Here is a 21,454-nt window from a genome sequence, read left to right on the forward strand (position 1 = left end):
CGTCAGACCCCCAGCCAGGCTTTGCGCCGCGCCGCCACCTCGAGCGCGGGGTCGGCAACCAGCGTGAACGCCCAGGTGTCGGACGCCGGCGGCTGCGGCGTCAGCACCGAACTGATCAATCTCTCGTCGCGGAAGCGATGCACCGTCACCGGCTCGCCGGGCACCAGCGCCGAACATTGCGCCGCAAATTTGGCCGCCTTGACCTGGCGGCCGTTGATGGCCACCAAGCGGTCGCCCACCGCCAGGTCGGCACGCTCGGCCGGGCCGTCGGCCACCACGCCGGTGACCTGCACGACGCCATCGACGGGCTTGGTGCGCAGGCCGATGAAGTTGGACTCGGCCTTGCCAGTGTTGCGACCCCCGCGATCGGCGGCGCCACGGTTGACGCGCAACGCCGCCTCGACACCGAACACCGCCAGATCCTGCGCCAGCGGCAGGTCGTCGGTGCCGTACAGTCCACGCTCGAAATAGTGCTGCAGCGCCTGCTCGCCAGCCTCGCCGCCGACCTCACCGGCCAGCGCAATGATCACCCGTGACAATTCGCCCTCGGGCACTGGCCGGTTGACTGCACCAAACCCCTTCCACAGCCGCTTCATGGCTTCGTCGAGTGTCGTGCCGAGCACCCGCAGGCGCAGGTCGAGTCCCAGTGCAAAGACCGCGCCCTTGCCGTAGTAGCTGACTGTGAGATTGGGGGTTGATTCGTCCGACTGATAAAACTTGGTCCACGCCTCGAAACTCGATTCGGCAAGGCTGTGGCGATGGCGGCCCGGCGTGCGCCAGACGCGGGTCGCCTGGCGGGCGATCAGGTCCAGATACTCGGCAGCCTCGACCACCCCGGCGCGCAGCAGAAAAAGGTCGTCGTAATAGCTGGTGACCCCTTCGTAGTGCCACAGATCGCGCGTGTAGGCCTCGTCGCCGAGGTCGCTTTCGGCAAAGGCCTGTGGCACCAGCCGCTTGACGTTCCACAGATGGAAATATTCGTGCGAACACAGGCCCAGAAAATTGCGGTAGCCGTCGCTGAGGCCCGCCTCGTTGGGGCGCGGAAGGTCATCGCGCGCGCACACCAGGGCGGTGGAATAGCGGTGCTCCAGACCGCCGTAGCCGCCGGCGGTGACCTGGGTCAGAAAAAGGTAGCGATCCAGCGGCGTCGTATCGTCAAACAGCGCGTGCTCAACCGTGCAGATGCGCGCCAAGTCACGCGTCACCCGCGCCGTGTCAACGGCGTCATGCCCGGCCAGCACCAGCGCGTGCGGCATGCCGTTGACGTCGAAGTCGACGCGCTCAAAATCACCGAGCTCAACCGGGTGGTCGATCAGATCTTCATAGTCATCTGCACGGAAGCGGCCGAAGCCGCGTGCATCAACCGCCACCGCCTGCAGTGACGTGGCAACCCGCCAACCGGCGCAGTCCGCATCCTCCGGGGCCACCAGGGTCAACTCGACCGGCGACTGCGCCTCGGCATCAACGCGGTAGCAAAGCGAGCTGGGGTTGAAAAAGCCGCGATCAGTGCTGAGAAACGCCTTGCGCACCGACGGATCGAAGGCATAGACCCGATAGGCCACGGTGACCGGGCTGCCGGTGCCGTCAATCTGCACCCGGCGCTTGTCGAGACGCCGCCATGGCAACGGTGCCCCCTGCGCATCGACCACCGACATGTCGCTGACGTGTTTGGCGAAGTCGCGAATGCGATAGCTGCCACGCAGCCAACTGGGCAGGCTCAGCGTGGCGCCCGCCGCCGCCTCGAACCGCAGCGCAACGTCAAACCAATGCCCGCGAGGATCGGCGGGGCAAATCGTGTAAGCAATCGACATGGCGAAACAGGGCCGTCAGGGCAAACCAGCGGCCATGGTAAGCCGGCCGCGCTCAGAGTTCGCCGTAACGCCGCTTGCGGCGACCCAAAGCCGGCAACAACAGCCCCAGCACCACCCCGCCGCCGACCAGGCCGGCACCGGTGAGCATCAGCGCGCGACGCTCGCGGTCGGCCTCGCCCTCGGCGATCAACCGTGCTTCGTTGTCTTGTAGCTCGGCGATTACGCTTTTCAGTTGCTCGTTTTCATCGGCCAGCTCCAGCGCCGAGGCGGCATCGGCGAGGCGCGATTGCGCCGCATCAAAGTCGCGCTGCAAGTCGGTGAGGGCGCGATTCGACTCCGCCAGCTCGGCCTCGGCCTTGGCCAGTTGGACACGGGCGGCGGGCTCGGTGGTGAGATAGCGCGAGGTCACCCAGCCTTCCCGGCCATTGGCATCACGAATGCGGGTGAAGCTCTCCGGCCCGAGGGCTTCCAGCACCTCAACCGACTCGCCACTGGAAACCTGGCCAATCACGCCGGCATCGTTGGCCGGGCGCTCGCGAATCGACAGGTTGATCACATCTGAAACAAAACGATTTTCGGCCGTGGCGCCCGACACAACGGACAACATCAACACGGCAACGGCAACACATCGGGAGATCAGGGGCATGGGAAAGATTTTGAATATTGATTAAAGACGCCCCGAACGACGGGCGGCGTGTGCCTTCATTGGCACCGCGTTAATGATGTCTTCAGTTTCCTGACCGGGAGCCGAACACGCGCTTCATGATTTCGGTGCCGCGCGCGGCAGGGTTCTCACGAATGCGCTGCTCTTCTTCCGCCATCATCGAAAAAAGTCCCACCAGGGCCTGGTCGGTGACATAGGTGTCCAGGTCCAGCGCGGCGGGCGTGCCGCCCAGCGAGAACAATGCCCCGGCCTGCCGGGTGATGGCCCGGTACTGCTGGGTGACGCCGACCCGTGCGGTCGCATCGCTGACGATGGGCATGAATGCCGCCCGAAGCGACGGGCCGGCGACCCGTTCGAAATAGCGTGTTGCGGCGTCGTCCGCACCGTCGAGAATGCCGCGCGCGTCAGCCAGGCTCATCTCGCGTACCGCCGTACCCAGAATGTCGGCGGCTTGGGGCACCGCCTGCTCTGCAGCGCTGTTCAGGGTTTGGTGAAACGCCTCCACCGACGCCCCCATTCCCATCGCACGCAGAGCAGATTCGCTGCGGGCCACCAGCGGCGGCGGCGGAATCCGTCGCGCGGCGTCGGTCCAGAAGCCGCCCGGCCGCCCCAACTCATTGACGGCCGCGGTGGTCCCCTGCGCCAGCGCGTCACGCAGGGCGGAAACGATTTCGGTCTCCAGCAGGGTGCCCGTTTCAGTGTTCTGCGTGGCGCCGCCGAAGATGCCGCGCATCACGTCGCGCCAACCCTGTGCCTGTGCGGTGGAATGCCCCAGCATCAGGGCCAGCGCGGTCACAAGGAACAAGGGGCGAGACAGCGTCATGGCAGGGAATCCGGGCGCAGAAAAAAGGGCGTCGAGCATACCCAGCCCCCGGCGACCCTGCTGACCGCCACGACCGGCCACCGCCACAACGGTTGCGTATCCTGTGCGCCCTGTCCCGAAACGCGAGGCTTCAATCACGTGACTGCCCAGACCCGTCCCTGGCCACACCCAATGACGCTGCGCGCCAATCTGTGCCGCAGACTCGCTCGCCCGACCTTGGGGCGAATCTTCTCGTCACCCGACATGCCCCTGCCGGTGCGCCGTCAAAAGCTCGGCCAGTTGACCCGGCTGATGGGCGTGCTGCCACCCGGCGGCGTCCGCATTGAGCCGGCCCGTGTCGGCGGCGTGCCCGGTGAGTGGCTGCGCCCCAAGTCGGGCGAGGCCGGCGGCGCACTGCTGTACCTGCACGGCGGCGCCTACGTGGTCGGCTTGCCTGCCACTTACCGGCCGCTGTGCGCGCAGATTGTCCGCGAGGCGCAGGTCAAGGCCTGCGTGCTCGACTATCGGCTGGCCCCCGAGCACCCCTGCCCGGCCGCCATTGACGACGCGCTGGCGGCCTACCGCGCATTGCTTGAAGACTTGCCCGCCACCCGCATCGTGCTGGGGGGCGACTCGGCTGGCGGCGGGCTGGCGCTCGCATTGCTGCTGGCGATCCGCGAGGCCGGCTTGCCGATGCCGGGCGGCGCCTTCCTGATTTCGCCATGGGTCGATCTGCGCTGCGAGGCCGACAGCTTCACCCGCGAGGCGGCCCGCGATCCGATTCTGGGTCATGCGGTGATCCGCGAGGCCGCGCGGCACTACGCCGGAGACTTGCCGCTGGACGACCCGCGCCTGTCGCCGGGGCTCGCCGACCTGATCGGCCTGCCGCCGCTGTTCATCCAATCGACCGACGCCGAGCTGCTGGCCGACGACAGCGCGGCCCTGCTGGCACGCGCCAAGGCGGCTGGCGTCGACGTAACGCTCGAGAGTTGGCCAGGCCTCTGGCACGTTTGGCAGGTGTTCAACGGCAAGGTGCCTGAAGCCACACAAGCGGTGCGCCACCTCGCCCAGTTCGTCGCGGCCTGTCTGAAATGACCCTCACGGTCACACCGCAGGCGTGGTACGCCGAAGCCGACACCTTCGATTTTGAAGGGCACGCCATTCCTTACCGCGTGGCCGGCGACGGTGACGACGCGGTGATGCTGATTCATGGCTTTCCGACCTGTTCATGGGACTGGGCGCCGCTGTGGACGCAACTTTGCGAGCGCTACGGCACGGTCGTGGCCCCCGACATGCTCGGCTTTGGCCGCGCGCCGAAACCACGCGGGCAACGCTACGACCTGATGGAACAGGCCGACCTACACGTCGCCCTGGCGCGGCATCACGGCTTCAAGCGGGTGCGGGTGCTGGCCCATGACTACGGCGTCAGCGTCGCCCAGGAACTGTTGGCCCGGCAGATCGACGGCACGTTGCCATTCACGCTGGCCGGTGTTGCGCTGCTCAACGGCGGCCTGTTCCCCGAAACCCATCGCCAGACGCGCATGCAAAAACTGCTGCGCTCGCCGCTGGGCGGGCTGATCGTGCAATTGGCGACACAGCGCTCGTTCAACCGCGGCTTTTCGCTGGTGTTTGGCCCGAACACCCAACCAACGAGCGAAGAGCTGGACGCGTTTTGGTCATTGGTCACGGTCAATGACGGCCATCGCCAACTGCACCGGCTGATCCGCTACATCGATGACCGCATTGCCCATCGTGATCGCTGGGTGGGTGCCCTGCAGCAGGCGCAGTGCCCGTTACGACTGATCAACGGCCCCGAAGACCCGGTCTCGGGTGCCCACATGGTGGCGCGCTATCGCGAACTGGTGCCGCAGCCCGACACCGTCAGCCTGCCAGGTATCGGCCACTATCCGCAGGTGGAAGACCCGGACGGCGTGTGGACCGCGCTGACACCATTCTTCGACAGGCTTGCCGAGCGCCGATGAACCGTTCAGTTCGAGAAGTGCTGTTGTTCCACGGCGGCTTCGGACTGCTCGCGGCCGCGGTCGTCGCCGCCACGCCCGCCGCCCAGTTCGGCCGTTGGGTCCTGGTCCTGGCCATCGCCTACAACCTGTTACTGCCGCTGTACGCCGTGTTTCGCGGCGAGCCAGGCTGGATAGACCGCTGGCTGTTCATGCTCGGCGTATCAGCGCTGCAAGTGCTGCCGGATTGGGTGCTTGTCTCGGTCACCCAGACCTTGCACTTTCATGACCACGGCATTTATCGAATCGGTGACGCGGTGCCGGTTTACTTCATGGGCCTGTGGGTCATGGTCCTGTTCCCGGTCACGTTGATCGCCGATCACAGCCGCTCGGCGCGCTACCTGGCCGCAGCGCTGCTCGGCGGTCTGGCGTTTACCGCTGCCGAGTGGCTGGCCGTTCCGTTGCAGCTCTGGTCGCCGCGCAATGTCGACACCTTCGCCGGGTTTGCGCTTTACCCAATTCCTGCTGAAATGGCGCTTTGCGTCGCCGCGCTCTGGCTGTATCGCAAGACCGCCCACGATGGCCTTCTCGAACGCATCTGGGCGGTCGGCCTTGCGCCGGTCTGCTACACCGGCGCGCTGATGCTGTCGCTGCTTTACTTCTCCTGACACTTCCCTTTCTACCGCCCATGACCCACACAACGCCCCACCCCTCCGGCCACACCGTCCTGGTGGTGGGCAATGGCGGCCGCGAACACGCACTGGCGTGGAAACTGGCCCAGTCGCCTGATGTGGCGCGCGTGCTGGTCGCGCCCGGCAATGCCGGCACAGCCAACGAGCCCGGCTGCCAAAACGTCGAGATCGCCGCCAGTGATCTGCACGGTCTGGTCGCACTGGCACAACGCGAGCAGGTTCATCTGACCGTGGTCGGGCCAGAGGGACCGTTGGCTGCGGGGCTGGTCGACGCGTTCCGCGATGCCGGCCTGAGAATTTTCGGCCCCACCCAGGCCGCTGCGCAGCTTGAGGCCAGCAAGTCGTTCACCAAGGATTTTCTCGCCCGCCATCAGATCCCCACCGCGCGGTACGCGGTCTTCACCGAGATCGCGCCGGCCCTGGTCAATCTGCGTGAACGCGGGGCGCCCATCGTCATCAAGGCCGACGGCCTGGCCGCAGGCAAAGGGGTTGTGGTGGCCATGACGTTGGCCGAGGCCGAGGCCGCAGTGGAAGACATGCTGGGCGGCAGCATGCTGGGCGAGGCCGGGGCGCGCGTGGTGATCGAAGATTTTCTCGACGGCGAAGAGGCCAGCTTCATCGTCGTCGCCGACGGCATCCACTACCTGTCGCTGGCGACCAGCCAGGACCACAAGCGCGTCTTCGATGGCGACGCCGGCCCCAACACCGGCGGCATGGGCGCCTATTCACCGGCGCCGGTGGTGACCGACGCCATACACGCCCGCATCTGCCGCGAGATCATCGAACCCACCCTCGCCGGCATGGTGGCCGAGGGCACGCCGTTCACCGGCTTTCTGTACGCCGGACTGATGATCGATGGCGACGGCGCTGCGAAGGTCATCGAGTTCAACGCCCGTCTCGGCGACCCGGAGACGCAGCCGCTGCTCAGCCGCCTGCGCAGCGACTTGCTGGCGCTTCTCGATGCGGCGGTTGATCACCAACTTGATCACCACCACGCCGACTGGGACCCCCGGGCGGCGCTTGGCGTGGTGATGGCGGCCGAGCACTATCCGGCCACCCCGGCCAAAGGCGATGTCATCAGTGGACTCGGCAATGTGCCCAGCGACGTCAAGGTGTTTCACGCCGGGACGGTGCTGCAGGCAGGCGAGGTGCACACCCATGGCGGTCGGGTGCTGTGCGTGGTCGGCCTGGGCGAGGACATCCGTGCCGCCCGGCAGCGCGCCTACCAGGGTGTTGCGGCCATCAGCTGGCGCGGCGCGCATCACCGCAGCGACATTGGCTGGCGTGCAATTGCCCGACTGCCCGGCTGAAGAGGCCCTGTGGCGCCGCCCTGCCCGCCCGGATGCGGCAATCGATGTCGCCGTTGCCGGGGCAATCTGGCACAATGCGCGGCTCGGTCGCGAGCATTGGAGGCGCGATGACCACGCTGGCAAGTGCCTCCCCTGCCCGGATCGCAACAACCAAGATTTCACTTACTCATCGCTGATCACCATCCGCCATGACGTCATGGCGGGTCACGTGCCACCACTACAGGAGATGGCCAATGCCCTCCCGAGCGACCCGGAAGGAAGCTGACATTCCCGCCGCCGAGACCAAGGCCAAGAAGGCGCCCGCAAAAGCCGCCGCGAAGCCAAAAGCGACCAAGGCGGCAAGCGCCCCGGCCAAGGCGTCAGCCAAGGCAGCGCCTGCGCCAGCCAAGGCGCCTGCGGCCACCAAAAAGCCGGCCAAGCCGGTGCCGGCGGGCGAGTTGACCGAGGCCATGCTGCGGGCAATGCCCGAAGACGACTACATGAACGAAGCGCAGACCGCGTTCTTCCGTGCGCGCCTGCTCGAAATGCGCATCGAAGTGCTGTCGCGTGAAGTCGATGCCAAAGAGCGCTTGCACCAGCGCGAGGTCTTTGCCGACCCGGCCGATCGTGCCACCGCCGAAGAAGAGCACTGGCTTGATCTTCGACTGCGCGAGCGCGAATCGTTGCTGTTGCGCAAGATTGATGAAGCGCTGAAGCGTCTCGCTGATCGCGAATACGGTTATTGCGAGAAAACCGGTGATCCGATTGGCATCCCGCGCTTGCTGGCACGCCCCACGGCCACGGTCTGCGTCGACATCAAAGGTCAGGACGAACGCGTCGAGGCACAATACCGCGACCGTTGAACAGGTAGGTTTGTCGGGGAGTAGCTCAGCTTGGTAGAGCATCTGCTTTGGGAGCAGAGGGTCGCAGGTTCGAATCCTGTCTCCCCGACCATTTAATCCGTGAACACGAAACCCGCCTCAGAGGCGGGTTTCGTGTTTTTGCAGCCTGATCCGATCGGCTCCGCCCTCACCCGCTGATCAGCGACTCGACATCCGGCAGCTTGGCGTCTTTGCCTTCCCACCCCTGCAGCGCCAGCCAGGCCCGCTCACGCAGCAACTGGTCCTTGGCGTGGGCCATCACCGCCTTGTCGATGGCCACGCGGCGTGCATCGTCATCGGCAACCGAAGCGGCCACAATCAACTGTCCCACCGCGTCGCGCAGGGTCAGGTTGGCCGTCTCAAGTTCGGTCGGCTCAGCGCCCGCGCGGGCCAGCACGTCTTGCCCGCTCGTCGCGCGCTGGTTCAGGGTCGCCAAAGCCTCGGCAAGCGCCGGGCTACCCCCGACTTCCTGCTGCAACTCCGTCGCCAGCGCGATGAAGCATTTCAGTTCATGCCGGTCGTAGCGGTACTGCAACGGCAGGCGCTGGGCCATGAGGTGCAGGCAACCGACAATCAGTTGCGCCTGCTCCTGGGCGAGCTTATTGTCGGGATCAACCGCCGGCATCACCACGTCGGTCATGGCCTTGATCAGCGTTGGAATTTGAAAGGTCGCGCGCAATTCCATGTCAGAGCACCTTTTCCAATTGAGTGCGTAGGTCTTCGAGCAGCGGATACGAAATGCCCGCCAGCCAGCCGACCAGAACGTCCTGATGCGTCTTGCCGTTGCTCGGCGCACGAATACCGGTGGCCAGCGTAATGGCCATGCATTTGTAGCTGTTGAGAATGTCGTAGTACTGCAGGGTCTTGTGGTTGACGGACAAACCGGACGCCTGCTCGTAGCGCTCGCCGAATTCCGCCAGCGTCATCAGGCCGCCGACCAGGAAGGTCTTGCCGTCTTCAGCGAGGTGACCGAAGGGCGATTTCGCCGCCCAGGCCAAGTCTTCGTGGCGATCGCCGAAATACGCCAGCTCCCAGTCCAGAACTGCGGTGATGCGATAGTCAGGCTCGGTGAACAGGAAGTTGCCGACCCGGTAATCACCGTGCACCAGCGACAGATGGTCCACCGGCGGCATGTTGCGGCGCAGCCAGCTCATCGCCAAACGCATCAGCGGCACGTCTTCGTTGGCGTCTTCCTCCCACACCCGCTCCCAGTGGTTGAGGTTCCACTCCACCGATTGCGTCCCCAGCTCGGGCACGTCGTAGGCCGACAGATCGGCGTTGCGCCAGTCGAAGGTGTGCGTGGCCGCCAGCAGGTCGACGAACTGTTTACCGAGGACCGGGCGAATCTCCGGCCGTATGAACGTACTCACCCCACTGGGGCCACCCGCGCCCGCGGTCGGCTTGGCCACGCCCTGGGCAAAGCCGTAAACGATGGCCGGGTACGGCAAATAATCGCCATAGGGGTCCATCCAGAAGGTCGGCGGCACCGGCACCACGCCCTCCATGGCCTTGATGACCTGAAACTCGCGCAGCCGACTGGTTTCGGTAATGGCTTCCGACGGCTCCATGCGCAGCACCATCGGCGTCGAGGTGCGTCCGACGCCGGGCTGGTCCCAGTCGAGCACGAACGCCATCTGCAGCTTCGACGCGCCACCCGACAGCCAGCGCGCTTTCGACAGGGTGAAGTCACCGCCGATCTGGCTGCGGATCAGCGCTTCGGTGCCCGACTGCAAGGTGTCGAGGGTGACCTTTTCAAACGGCGGTCCGGCGCGGCGCTCCAGCTTGCGGGTCAGCACCCGATCCAGCTCTGTCTCGCACGGGTAGCGCTGGCGCAGATGCGCAATCCACTCCGCGCCCGGGCGGTTCTTGTCCACAGCTTGCATACGATCTCCTCTTGTTCTTGTGACCGCGTTATTTAATGACGGGGCGCTTTAGGGCCTGTTAAGGATGCTCTGCACAACCCACCCAATCGGCGACAATCGTGCACCTGATCTGGCGCGTTGAAGGGAGCCAAATGAAGCAGCGGAGTTTGTCTGAGACCCGGTTTGACCGTCGCCCGAAGGCGACCAAGCGTCAGCGGTTTCTGTCCGAGATGAACGCGGTCATTCCCTGGGCTCGGCTGATGGTGCTGGTGGAACCGGTTCAACCCAAGCGCAGTGGCAAGGGTGGCCGTAAAGCCTTCTCTGCCGAGACCATGCTGCGGATTCACTTCATGCAACAGTGGTTTGCTCTGTCGGACCCGGCGATGGAGGAAGCGCTTCATGACGTGCTGGTGATGCGTCAGTTCGCGGGGCTGGATGCGGGTGATGACCTGATTCCGGATGAAAGCTCGATCCTGCGGTTCCGGCATCGGCTGGAAGCGCACGGCGTCGCCGATCAGTTGCTGACCGAGGTCAACGCCGTGCTGGTCGAGCAAGGCCTGATGGTCAAGGCCGGAACGATTGTTGATGCCACCCTGATTCACGCGCCCAGCTCGACCAAGAACAGCAGCGGGCAGCGGGATCCGGAGATGCACCAAACGAAGAAGGGGAACCAGTGGTACTTCGGCTGCAAGGCCCATATCGGCACTGACGCCGACTCGGGGCTGACGCACAGCGTGGTGGTGACCCCGGCCAACGTCAACGACGTCACCCAAGCCCATGCGTTGTTGCATGGAGACGAAGAACAAGCCTTTGGCGATGCGGGTTATCAAGGCGTTGAGAAGCGCCAGGAGCATCAGGGCAGCACCACGCAGTGGCACATCGCCATGAGACCCGGCAAGCGGCGCACGCTTCCGGACACCCCGCTGGGCAAACTGATCGACCAGATTGAACAGGCCAAGGCGCGGATACGCGCCAAGGTCGAACATCCCTTCCGGGTGATCAAGCGCCAGTTCGGCTACCTGAAGACCCGCTACCGGGGCCTCGCAAAGAACCGCGCTCAGATCGTCACCCTGTTTGCTCTGACCAACCTGTTTCAGGCCAGACGACGATTGATGCTGGCAGGCGAGGTGTGTCCGTGAAACGGGTTTTGCAGAGAAATGCCCTCGAAATCGGGCAAATCGCCCCTGATCGAGCCGGGAATCCGACAACAGCCGCGCCCTCACCACGGGCTCCACTGTAAATGCGGAATCAACCACGCCCAGCACTGGGGCTGAATGCGTCAGTGCAGTGCATCCTTAACAATTGGCGCATCGCTGCGGCCGAGTCGGTTCTGGCCTTGGGCGAGGCGGGAGAAGCGAGGTTTGGTCATTCCAAATAAGCGACGACCAACGAAGTCCAGGGCCATAACCGGCCGGCCCCTTCGGGTTGCTGTCTGTTTTTCCGCCATGCGGCGTTGCTCCTTCGTCATTTGGAATAACCAGATTTCCTCAGTCGCGCCTTGCCTGGCAAGAAAACAGACGGCAACGCAGCGATACGGCAATTGTTAACAGGCCCTAGTAACGGGCGCGAATGGCATCCCGGTGCCGCGTCAAATAGGCCCGGCTGAGGCCCATCTGCTGAACGCCGTAGCCCAGTCTGCCATCGCAATTGACGCGCATGAACGCCTGCAGGTAGGTGTTCGACGGATACGGCGCCCAGTAATTGCTGTTGATGGCGGAGTAGGTCATCGCGAAGGTTTTGCCGCGCACATCGGTGACCTCCAACTCGCCGCCCATCGGCACCGCCTTGCGGTAGTCCTGTCGGCCTTTGGACGAGACGATGCCGTAGGTCTTGCCGTGCTCCATCACATAGCCGCTGATGTGCGGTCCCATCGCGTCAGTGGTGGCGATGTCGTGACCGGTGAAAAAGTGCACGGTCAGGGCCTCATCAAAGCTGGCGTGCCACCAGATGACCGAGGAATTGTCGCGCTCGGGACGCGGGCCCCAGCTGCGGTCGCCGGTGTCAACGCAATCAACCTTGTAGCGCTTGCCACGGGCGATCAACTCGCCGGTGATGCGGTAGGTCACGTCAAAGTGACCCGACCACGAGGTGTCCCACGCCGGGTTAGTGCGCTTGGCCGCCATCGGGTCCATCTCGGGGTCGTTCAGATCGTAGGGCTCGTGCAGCGCGACAAACTCCAGCTCAAATCGCGTGTCGTCAATGCCCTCGTACTTGACCTTGTAACTGCGCGTTGGGTCGCTGGCCTCGACGGTCAAGCCATTGGGTAACGAGAACGACAACAGCGACTTCGGACACGGCAGATGTTGCTGGTTATCGATGTACAGCTGCTCTTCCCAAAGATCGGTGATGCGGTCGTGCAACGAGATGTCGCACATGCACACCCCCAACATTGGCCGCGCCATGAAATACACGATGCCGCTGACCGTGGTGCCGGGCACATGGAACGGGAGCGCAATGGTTTCGACCCACTGCCAATGAGAATCCTTGTTGAAATGGAACTCAGCGTCTTCCGGTTTGATCATAGGGGACTCCTCATCGATGGCTGTTGGCGCGTTTTTATCAACGGCTCGGGGGCAAGGCGGCACAGAACTTTGATGTGCGACGCTGCAGTAAAAATCATACGGTACCTTACCAATTACGGAAAAGTCGGCAACAGTCCCGAGGCCCGGGCATAGTGGTCACGACTCCGCTGAGAACTCCAAACACCATGGTGCAATCCCTCCGACTGCTGGGCGCGGTGCTGCTTGTCTGCGTCATACCGCTTGCCCACGCTGATGACCAACCGGCGCCGGTCGAAGTGGCCCCGCTCGAAACCTCTGACGACGGTCTGCGCCTGCAGCTGACAGGCATCATCAGCACACCCCGCGCCTCGCAGTTGTCGGCCCGCGTCGACGGATTGCTCGCCGAAGTGGCGGTCGACGCCGGTGACGAGGTCAAAGCCGGCGATGTCGTGGCCACCCTCGACGACACCCTTGCGCGCCTTGCCGAACGTCGCCTCGATGCCACGGTCGACGAAGCCCGCGTCGCCTTTGCCGAGGCCGAGCGGCTGCTCAGCGAGGGCGAGCGCCTCGGTGCGCGCGGCAACCTCCCCGCCAGCGAAGTCGAAACCCGCCGAGCCGCCGTCGGCCAGGCGCGCGCCGCCCTCGCCCGTCTGCAGGCCGAGGCCGCCGAGGTCCGTGAGACCCGTCGCCGACACGCGCTGGTCGCGCCGTTCGACGGTACGGTGAGCCTGCGCCTCGCGGAAGCCGGCGAGTGGGTCGCCACCGGCACCCCCGTCCTGGAGCTGATCGACCTCAAGGGTCTGCGCCTCGACATGCAGGTTCCGCAGCAGGCCTACCGCGAACTGGCCCTGGATCAACCGGTACAGATCAGCCTAGATGCCGAGGACGAAAAACGGATCGGTCGCATCAGCGCGCGGGTGCCCAGCGCCCGTTCGGACGGCCGTACCTTCCTGCTGCGGGTGGCCTTCAACAAGCCGCCCGAAGATGTCGTGCCCGGCATGTCGGCGACTGTCGCGCTGCCGTTGCAGCGGGGTGAGCAGACCGCGCGGGTGCCGCGCGACGCGCTGATCCGCCGTGCCGACGGCAGCACCCGCGTCTGGGTTGCCGACATGGACACGGATCCGCCGCAGGCCCGTGCCGTCGATGTGGTGGCTGGGCGCCCGCGCGGGGACTGGGTCGAAGTGCGCGGCGAGCTCGCCGACGACGCAATGCTGGTGGTGCGCGGTAACGAGCGCCTCACCGAAGGCCAGACACTGGCCATCGAGGCGCGCGACTGATGCTCGACGCCATCTATCGCCGCGGCATTCTCGTCGCGGTGGCCACGCTGATCATCTGCCTGCTGGGCCTGGTGGCGGCCATTCGCGTGCCCGTGCAGATGATTCCCGACCTCGACGTACGCGTCGTCAGCGTCCAGACCCTGTGGCCGGGCGGCACGCCGCAGGACGTCGAAAAAGAGATTCTCATCGAGCAGGAAACCGTGTTGCGCAGCCTGCCCAGCCTGCAGCGCATGAAGTCCACGGCGATCACCGGCGAGGCGATCATCGAGTTGGAATTCCCGTTCGGTGTCGACATGACCGAGGCGCTGATTCGCGTCAACAACGCGCTCAGCCAAGTGTCGGACTATCCCGAGAACGTGGACGATCCGCGCCTGTTCACCGACTCGTTTTCGTCCAACGCCTTCATGTATTACGCGGTGCAGCCGCTGCCGGACAACCCGGCCGATCTCGACATCGACATGGTGCGCGACTTCATCGAAGACTTTGTGCGGCCGCGACTGGAGCGCGTGCCGGGCGTCTCGCAATTGGAGGTTCGTGGCGGCGCCGAGCGCCAGGTGCAGATCCTGCTCGACCCCGCCGCGCTGGCCGCGCGCGGGCTGGGCATCACCGAGGTCCGCGATGCAATCCGCGAACGCAACCGGGACGTCTCGGCGGGCGACCTTGACACCGGCAAGCGCCGTTATCTGCTGCGTGCATCGGGACGCTACCGCGACCTGAGCGAGATTGAAGACACGCTGCTGACCCGCGGCGACCGCCCCGAGGTCAGGCTGCGTGACGTCGCCACCGTGGTCTTTGACCACTTCGAAATCCGCAATCTTGCCCGCGTCAACGGGCAACCCGGCATCTCCTTGGCGGTGCGCCGCGAACTCGGCTCCAACGTCATCGACATCAAGCGCGAAATGACCGCCGCCGTCGACCGTGTCGACAAAGAGCTGCTCAGACCCAACGGTCTCACGATCAACATCATTTCTGACGACGTGCGTTACGTCGAAGCCTCGGTGGCCAATGTCTGGCAAAACCTGATCATCGGCGCGCTGCTGGCCAGTGCGGTGTTGTGGCTGTTCTTCCGCTCGGTGCCGCTCACCGCCATCGGCATGATGGGCATTCCACTGTGCACGCTGGCCGCGTTCATCGGCCTGCTGCTGGCCGGACGCACGCTCAACGTCATCTCGCTGGCGGGGGTGGCGTTTGCCATCGGCATGACCTTGGACAACAGCATTGTCGTACTCGAAAGCATCGAGGCCGAGCGGCGACGCGGACTCGACCGTTTCAATGCCGCCGTGCTGGGGGTCCGAAAGGTGTGGACCGCTGTGCTGGCCTCGACCTTCACAACCATTCTGGTGTTCGCCCCGATCTTCTTTATCGAGCAGGAAGCCGGGCAGCTTTATTCCGACATTGCGGTCGCCATCTCGGCCGCCATTCTGGTGTCAATGATTGCCGCCATCACCCTGATGCCGGTCGCCAGCCAGCGCATCAGCACCCGCGAAAAGCCCAGTGCGCGGCACCCGGTGATGGACCGCCTCACCGGCGGTATCGGCAAGCTCATCGCCACCCCGCTGCGGGCCGTGCTGGTCGTGGCCGTAGGGGTGATCGTCACCGCGCTGGCGCTGGCGTTTCTCACCCCAGCCGCCGAATACCTGCCCGAAGGTGAAGAGGCCAAAACCTTCGCCAGCATGATTGCCCCGCCGGGCTACAGCCTCGAAGAGATGAACCAGATCGCCGAGCAGGTCGAGGCCCGCCTTCTGCCCGAAGTACAGGCCGAACGCGACGCCTTCGCCGCGGGCGACACCCCGTTTCCGCCGCTGGCGTATCTCAACCTTCGGGTCCAGGCCGAGAGCCTGCGCATCATCGCCGAGACCGTCGACCCCGCCGACATCAACCTGCTGATGAACGCGCTCACCGATTACTTTGGCACCTTTCCGGGCATGCGCGCCTTTGCGGCGCGCGGCTCCATCATCTCCAGCAACGACGGCGGTACGCGCAGCGTCAACGTCGACATTGCCGGGCAGGATCTGGCGACGCTCTACAGCGTCGCCGAGCGTGTGTTCAGCCGCGCCGAGGACGCGATTGAAGGCGCCCAGATCAACTCTGAACCGGGCAGCCTGACCTTGGCCCAACCGCTGATCGAACTGCGTCCCGACTGGAGCCAGCTGGCTGCCGTGGGCTGGAACGCCGCCGACTACGGCTACGCCCTGTCGGCGCTGACCGACGGCGCCTTTGTCGGAGAATTTTTCCAGGGCGATGACAAGATCGACATCTACTTCTTCAGCAGCGCCGGCCAGTCACAGCGGCTGGCGGCGGTTGAGGGCCTGCCGGTGTCCACACCCAGCGGCAGCGTCGTGCCCTTCGGCGCGCTCGGTGAGTGGGTGGAGACCGTCGACACCGCCACGGTTCGGCGCATCAACTCGCAGCGCACCGTCACGCTCAACATCATTCCGCCACGCTCGATCGCGCTGGAGACGGGGGTGCAACGGGTACAGACCGAGGTCATCGACCGGATGATCGACGCGGGCGAGATTCCACCGGGCATCAGCCTCGATATCTCCGGTGCCGCCGACCAACTCGACGCCACCCGTGACGCGCTGCTCGAAAACTTTCTCATTGCCGTGGCGCTGAGCTACCTGCTGATGGTCGCCATCTTCCGCCACTGGGGTTTCCCGCTGATCATTCTCGCCACCGTGCCGCTGGGCATTGGCGGCGGGATCATGGGACTGTGGGTGCTCAATGCCGCGGGCGGGGCGCTGGCGGACATTCGCCAGCCGTTCGACCTGATCACCATGCTCGGTTTTCTGATTCTGTTGGGGACGGTGGTCAACAACCCCATCCTCATCGTCGAACGCGCCCGAGAATGTCTGGCCGAGGGCATGGCGGTGGCCGATGCCGTGAAGGAGGCCGTGGCCTCGCGTATCCGCCCGGTGCTGATGACCACGCTGACCACCACCTTCGGCCTGGCGCCGCTGGTGCTGATTCCCGGTGCCGGCACCGAGCTGTATCGCGGCGTGGGCGCCATCGTGCTGTTCGGCCTGCTGTTCACTGCCGTCATCACGCTGACCGTACTGCCCTGCCTGCTGAGCCTGGTATTGCGCGCGGCGAAGCGGGTCGACGCCGACGAAACGGCCGAACCAGCCCGGTAGCCCGTCCGCAGATCGAATTGGCCAGCCGGCCTGTTTGATCGTCCTGGCGCGGCGTCCGCCCCTTGGCGCGAGACGACTGATGGTGTTGCAATCAAAACGTCCGTGTCATTGCAGGGGGAAGGCATCATGCACCAGCTCAAGGCCGCCTTTATCAGCGGATTCATGACAGCGTTGATGGTCACCATGGGCGTCGCCATCTGGCAGTTGATTGACGCGCCTGGCGTGTTGGCGCACTGGACACTGCTGATTTCGGCAGGCGCGCCGATGGGCTTTTTCGTTTACGTGTTCGTGGGCAACGTCGCCCGTACCGGACGCAATCTGTGGTGGATGCCCGCCGTGGGTGCGGTCTGTTCAGGACTCGCCCTGGCCACCGGCGCCATGCCATCGGCGTTGGCCAGCGCGGTTGTCTGCGTCCTCCTGCCGCTGATCTACATCCATTGGTATTCGCGCTTCGGAGACCGCAGTTCGGCCATTCTGGCCGTCGGCAAGCCGCTACCCAACCTGCCGCTGCAAACCCTGGACGGCCAGACCGTCAGCAGCCACTCAATGATGAGCACGCCCGCGCTGTGGGTGTTCTTTCGCGGCAACTGGTGCCCGCTGTGTATGGCGCAGATCAAGGAAGTGGCCGCGCAATACCGCGCACTCGCCGATCGCGGCGTGCAGGTGCTGTTGGTCAGCCCGCAGGCCGAGGCCAACTCGGTTGCGCTGGCCAAGAAATTCGACGCGCCGATGACCTTCCTCAAGGACACCGACAACCGCGCCGCCAAGGCGCTGGGCATTCTCGACAAGGGCGGCCTGCCGATGGGCATGCAGGCCCTCGGCTACGACAGCGATGTGCCCATGCCCACGGTGCTGATCACCGATGCCGGTGGCCAAATCGTCTATTGCGACCTCACCGACAACTACCGCATCCGGCCCGATCCGGCCGAGTTTCTCGCGGCCATTGGCCGGCTGGGCGTGGCCTGAGGCCAGCGCTCACCAGCGCGCTTGGTGGGCCTCGACCACGCCGTGGCCGCTGATGCTGCGGCGCCCACTGGCAGTCGTCAGACGGCCGGAAAACGGTCCAAAAGGCTGCGTGAAAATGCTTTTCAGCAAGCCGATGTTGAGGTTTTCACGACGCTGCCCTTCCGGCGTGAACACCAGGTTGATGCGGTCATCGACCGTGCGAATGCGCCACGGGGCCAAGGGGTCATCCGGCGAGTAGTCGAACAACGCCTGCGGTAGCGGAACCACCCCGTCGCCCAACCACAGGGCGTTTTCCAGACCATTCAGAAAATGTGCGACCAGGTTCACCGCAAAGGGCTGGCCCTCGTCGGTTACGCCATCGAGCGACGCCCAGTTCCAGACCGTTTCGCGCGGCGGATAACCGAGGCTGAAGTCGACATTGGCGCGGACCTCGAAGGTTTCAGTGCCGGCGTCACGATTCATCGTCATCTGCGCCGCCAACCCGCCCAACTTGTAGGTGTGGTGAAACGGCCGGCCGGGCGCCGCGCTGATCACACTGATGCCCCGCCCGTGATCCTCGACCCTGGCCTTCAGTTGCAGTGCCGGCCCGACAAAGGTCAGGTGCCAAACGCTGCCGTCATGCGCCATCTGCCAACGGCGGGCGCCCGACTCGACGTGCCAGGGGCGACGCCAATCGGGCGCGAAGACGGCCGCAAAGCCCAGCGGCCGCAGACACTTTTCCTCGTGCAGTTGCCCGGTTTCACGATCAAAAATGTAGACGAACGCGGTGGCGATCAATCCGGCATCGACCACGGCAAACCCGATCTGAAAACGCGGCGCGGTCAACCCGACGTAGAGCCAGCCCTTGCGCTGCAGCCGACGCGGTGAGCACAGCCCGCAATTCCCGTCCCAGGTCGCCGTCGACAGGTCGTCGATGGCCCCGGCAAACATCCCGCTAACCCGTTGCCCTTCAGTGGTGAAGGCGGCAGGGGCCGATGGCAGGCCGACGGGCGACAAGTGCATGACCGATCCAGACCAGATGAGGCCCAAGATTAGCGCGTTGCCGCTAGCCCGAGGTCAACACCAAACCCGCCTGCCGCCGCTGCTGCCAGCGCTCGCGCAGCATCAGCAGGCTGGGCAGCAGCAGCACACAGGCGATGAAGGTGTAGACCACACTCAGCCCGGTGACAATGCCGAAGCGCTGCAGCGGCGGCGAGATCGCCAGTGCCAGCACACCAAAGCCGCAAGCGGTGGTCAGCGCGCAGCCCAGCAGCGCGCCGCCGGTGCCCGACAGTGTGGTCAACAAGGTGTCGGCCAGCGACGCGTGCCGCGCCTGCTCCGCAAGAAAGCGCTCGGCCAAATGCAGGCTGTAATCCACGCCCAGCCCGATGCCCAGGCTGGTGATGACCACCGTTTCACTGTTGAACGGCAGGTCCAGCAGCGCCATCGTGCCGAGTAGCCAAGCCAAGGCGATCACCACCGGCAGCAGCACCACAACCCCCAAGCCCGGCGACCGATGACGCCAGCCGTAGAGTCCCGTCAGCAGCGCCAAAATCACCCCCAGGGTGACGGCAAACCCGGTCACCAGCGTCTCGAACAGCGCGGTCTGCACCACGGCAGTGATCACGGGCAGCCCGGTGGCCACTGCCGTCACCGGCGCCTGCTCTTCGATACGGCTGGCGATGCCACGCACATCGGCCGCGATGGCGTGAGCCGAAGCATTGAGCAGCAGCGCGATGCTCAGCCGCGCCGAGGTGTAGCCGCCCGCCTCGTCGCGGTGCAGCACTTCTGCCGCGCGGTCCGGCACCCGTTCGAACAGCAGATCGTAGACCGCAGCGACGTCGCGGTCGGGAAAGCCATCGCCGTCGGTGTCGCGCGCGGCGATGGCGGCGGCGATCTCGGCATCGCCACTGGCGACCAGCCGCAGCAAAAACGCCGGGCTCTCCCGGACCAGCGTGCCAAAGCCGGTGGCGCGCTGGGCGACCGCTTCCAGCGCTGGCATGAACGCTGGGTCGGTGATGTCGCCGCGCACCAGAATCTGCGCCTCGATCATCCGTCCGTGCAGCCTGAAGTTGTCGCTCAGATAGTCGATATTGTCCTTCACGTCGTACGCACCCGGCGCGAAGGGCGCGGGTAGCGCGCGCATCCATGCGGGTGCCCGCTCGGGCAGAAAGTCGGTGCGGTTGAATTCAGTATTGATGCCGCTGCCCGCGTAAAGACCGGCGCCGGCGAGCAACAGCGAGATCACCACAATCGCGCCGGGTACGCGCGCCGAGGCCTTGGCCACGAGCAACATCAATCGGTTCACCGGACCGCTGCCGACGCCCACCGCGAACTTGCGCCGCGGCCACCCGCGACCGACCAGAAAGCGCTCCACTTCGACCTTGACCGCGGGCAGCAGCACCGCAAACAGCAGCAGGGTGATGACAATGCCCGCGCTGCTCAAAATGCCGAAATCGCGAATCGAGCGCAGTGGGCTGAACACGTTCGACAGAAAGCCCACGGCGGTGGTCAGCGACGCGCTGATCAAGGCCAGCAGCACCGCCGCAAGGCCGATTTGCAGCGCCCGGTCGGGGGCCACCGGCTCGGCCGCTGCCGGGTCGCGCGCCTCGCGGTAGCGCATCACCACGTGCAACGCATAATCGATGCTCAGGGCGATGAGCATGAACGGTACGGCAATCAGAATCGACGTCGCGGGGATCGCAAACCACGCCTGTACGCCGTTCAGGCAAACGATCACCAGGGTCATGACCAGCAGGCTGATGACGATGTCGATCAGGTCGCGGAACACCACCGCCAACACCCCCACCAACAACAGCAGCGCAATCGGCGTGATGATTTTGAAACTGTCGCCGACCGCACGCGTCGACACGCTGCGGGCGATGCCGTCGCCGTGGACAAAGGCATCGTCGAACGCCGCCCTCGCCTGCCGATCAATGGCGACCTGGGCCGCGTCGATGGCCTTGTTGGTGATGTCCATGCCATGCGGATTTTTCTGGAACACCCGCGTTACCCGCGCCTCCGCAACGGTGTTACCGGGCTCATAACTGCGCGGCAGAAAGGTGCCGGGATTGCTGCCGGGAATCACCGTCTCGCGTTCGACTACCCATCGGATCAGCGTCTTGATCTGGTCGTCAGAGCGTGCGTCGAGCGCGGCGATCTGCCGGTCGATGGAGGGTAACTCGGTCAGCGAAGTCCGCAGCGTGATCGGCACCTCAGGATCAGGCGGCAGGGTGTCCTCGGCGACGGCGGCAAAAGCCACCAGGTTCTCCAGACCGATGATCGGCTCACCGACATACAGGCTGTCGGCAATCACCGGATCGGCGAGCAGCGCGCGCTGCAGATGCAGGCTTTGCCGCAACGATTCGGGCGTCAGCACGTTGCCGCCGGTTTGACGCACCGCAATCTTGGCTTCAACCGTTTCCCGCGCGCGGTAGTCGGCGGCAATTTCGTCGAGGGCGTCCTGCTCGGTCGAGGCCATCGCCGCCTCGCCAATATCGCCCTTGGCCTTGGTGCCGAGCACGTTACCGGCGCCCAGCACGACCACCAGCAGCACCATCAGCCCGATCACCGCGCGGCTGTGCAGGGTGATGAACCGGGCGTAACGCGCAGGCCAATCCGCCATCAGGGCCATGGGC

At 65.1% G+C, this 21,454-nt stretch carries 17 protein-coding genes and 1 tRNA gene; 10 read left to right on the forward strand and 8 right to left on the reverse strand.

The window, feature by feature from the left end; translation table 11 throughout:
* Nucleotides 1–2: 2 nt before the first annotated feature.
* The 3 genes from U741_RS0115825 to U741_RS0115835 all read right to left on the reverse strand — a co-directional run bounded on the left by U741_RS0115825 (nucleotide 3) and on the right by U741_RS0115835 (nucleotide 3,298).
* Nucleotides 3–1,811 (reverse strand): M61 family metallopeptidase, encoded by a 1,809-nt coding sequence (locus U741_RS0115825; RefSeq protein WP_029891418.1) that lies wholly within the window; start codon nucleotides 1,809–1,811, stop codon nucleotides 3–5.
* 52 nt (nucleotides 1,812–1,863) lie between these two features.
* Entirely contained in the window at nucleotides 1,864–2,457 is a 594-nt protein-coding gene (locus U741_RS0115830; protein ID WP_029891419.1) for a TIGR04211 family SH3 domain-containing protein, read from the reverse strand.
* Nucleotides 2,458–2,539: 82 nt separating this feature from the next.
* On the reverse strand, nucleotides 2,540–3,298 hold the full coding sequence (locus tag U741_RS0115835; protein WP_029891420.1) for a DUF4197 domain-containing protein: 759 nt from the start codon (nucleotides 3,296–3,298) through the stop codon (nucleotides 2,540–2,542).
* A 171-nt stretch (nucleotides 3,299–3,469) separates the two neighbouring features.
* Between U741_RS0115835 and U741_RS0115840 the strand changes: the two genes are divergently transcribed.
* The 6 genes from U741_RS0115840 to U741_RS0115865 all read left to right on the forward strand — a co-directional run bounded on the left by U741_RS0115840 (nucleotide 3,470) and on the right by U741_RS0115865 (nucleotide 8,170).
* Nucleotides 3,470–4,372, forward strand: coding sequence for an alpha/beta hydrolase (locus U741_RS0115840; protein WP_043110314.1), 903 nt, complete (start codon nucleotides 3,470–3,472; stop codon nucleotides 4,370–4,372).
* A complete protein-coding gene (locus tag U741_RS0115845; protein WP_052378899.1) occupies nucleotides 4,369–5,259 on the forward strand; it encodes an alpha/beta fold hydrolase in 891 nt (296 codons plus the stop codon). Before U741_RS0115840 ends, U741_RS0115845 begins: the two co-directional genes overlap by 4 nt.
* Entirely contained in the window at nucleotides 5,256–5,903 is a 648-nt protein-coding gene (locus U741_RS18720; protein ID WP_029891423.1) for a DUF6989 domain-containing protein, read from the forward strand. Before U741_RS0115845 ends, U741_RS18720 begins: the two co-directional genes overlap by 4 nt.
* 20 nt (nucleotides 5,904–5,923) lie before the next feature.
* Nucleotides 5,924–7,237: a phosphoribosylamine--glycine ligase gene (purD, locus tag U741_RS0115855; RefSeq protein WP_052378900.1), complete on the forward strand. Its 1,314-nt coding sequence runs from the start codon at nucleotides 5,924–5,926 to the stop codon at nucleotides 7,235–7,237.
* Nucleotides 7,238–7,470: 233 nt separating this feature from the next.
* Nucleotides 7,471–8,079, forward strand: coding sequence for an RNA polymerase-binding protein DksA (gene dksA / locus U741_RS19085; protein WP_084154943.1), 609 nt, complete (start codon nucleotides 7,471–7,473; stop codon nucleotides 8,077–8,079).
* Between the two features lie 14 nt (nucleotides 8,080–8,093).
* Nucleotides 8,094–8,170 (forward strand) — tRNA-Pro (locus tag U741_RS0115865).
* 75 nt (nucleotides 8,171–8,245) lie between these two features.
* On the opposite strand, the gene U741_RS0115870 is transcribed toward U741_RS0115865, so the two are convergent.
* Entirely contained in the window at nucleotides 8,246–8,782 is a 537-nt protein-coding gene (locus U741_RS0115870) for a hypothetical protein (protein WP_029891426.1), read from the reverse strand.
* Between the two features lies 1 nt (nucleotide 8,783).
* A complete protein-coding gene (locus U741_RS0115875) occupies nucleotides 8,784–9,980 on the reverse strand; it encodes a phosphotransferase family protein (RefSeq protein ID WP_029891427.1) in 1,197 nt (398 codons plus the stop codon).
* Between the two features lie 131 nt (nucleotides 9,981–10,111).
* Between U741_RS0115875 and U741_RS0115880 the strand changes: the two genes are divergently transcribed.
* On the forward strand, nucleotides 10,112–11,098 hold the full coding sequence (locus tag U741_RS0115880) for an IS5 family transposase (protein WP_029891428.1): 987 nt from the start codon (nucleotides 10,112–10,114) through the stop codon (nucleotides 11,096–11,098).
* A gap of 414 nt (nucleotides 11,099–11,512) precedes the next feature.
* Here U741_RS0115880 and U741_RS18725 read toward each other — a convergent pair whose 3' ends face one another.
* Complete coding sequence (locus U741_RS18725; RefSeq protein ID WP_052378901.1) at nucleotides 11,513–12,481, reverse strand: DUF7064 domain-containing protein; 969 nt, start codon at nucleotides 12,479–12,481, stop codon at nucleotides 11,513–11,515.
* A 185-nt stretch (nucleotides 12,482–12,666) separates the two neighbouring features.
* Between U741_RS18725 and U741_RS0115890 the strand changes: the two genes are divergently transcribed.
* The 3 genes from U741_RS0115890 (at nucleotide 12,667) to U741_RS0115900 (ending at nucleotide 17,837) form a co-directional block, all read left to right on the forward strand.
* Nucleotides 12,667–13,737, forward strand: coding sequence for an efflux RND transporter periplasmic adaptor subunit (locus U741_RS0115890; RefSeq protein WP_029891430.1), 1,071 nt, complete (start codon nucleotides 12,667–12,669; stop codon nucleotides 13,735–13,737).
* A complete protein-coding gene (locus U741_RS0115895) occupies nucleotides 13,737–16,871 on the forward strand; it encodes an efflux RND transporter permease subunit (RefSeq protein WP_029891431.1) in 3,135 nt (1,044 codons plus the stop codon). Before U741_RS0115890 ends, U741_RS0115895 begins: the two co-directional genes overlap by 1 nt.
* A 126-nt stretch (nucleotides 16,872–16,997) precedes the next feature.
* A complete protein-coding gene (locus U741_RS0115900) occupies nucleotides 16,998–17,837 on the forward strand; it encodes a peroxiredoxin-like family protein (RefSeq protein ID WP_029891432.1) in 840 nt (279 codons plus the stop codon).
* Between the two features lie 9 nt (nucleotides 17,838–17,846).
* Here the strand turns inward: U741_RS0115900 and U741_RS0115905 are convergent, their stop codons facing one another.
* Together U741_RS0115905 and U741_RS0115910 are read right to left on the reverse strand one after the other, a co-directional pair.
* Complete coding sequence (locus U741_RS0115905) at nucleotides 17,847–18,839, reverse strand: DUF2804 domain-containing protein (RefSeq protein ID WP_084154945.1); 993 nt, start codon at nucleotides 18,837–18,839, stop codon at nucleotides 17,847–17,849.
* 43 nt (nucleotides 18,840–18,882) lie between these two features.
* Entirely contained in the window at nucleotides 18,883–21,450 is a 2,568-nt protein-coding gene (locus U741_RS0115910) for an efflux RND transporter permease subunit (RefSeq protein ID WP_152551644.1), read from the reverse strand.
* Nucleotides 21,451–21,454: the final 4 nt, after the last annotated feature.

Origin of the sequence: Polycyclovorans algicola TG408 (genome assembly GCF_000711245.1) — a bacterium.
Taxonomy (GTDB): domain Bacteria; phylum Pseudomonadota; class Gammaproteobacteria; order Nevskiales; family Nevskiaceae; genus Polycyclovorans; species Polycyclovorans algicola.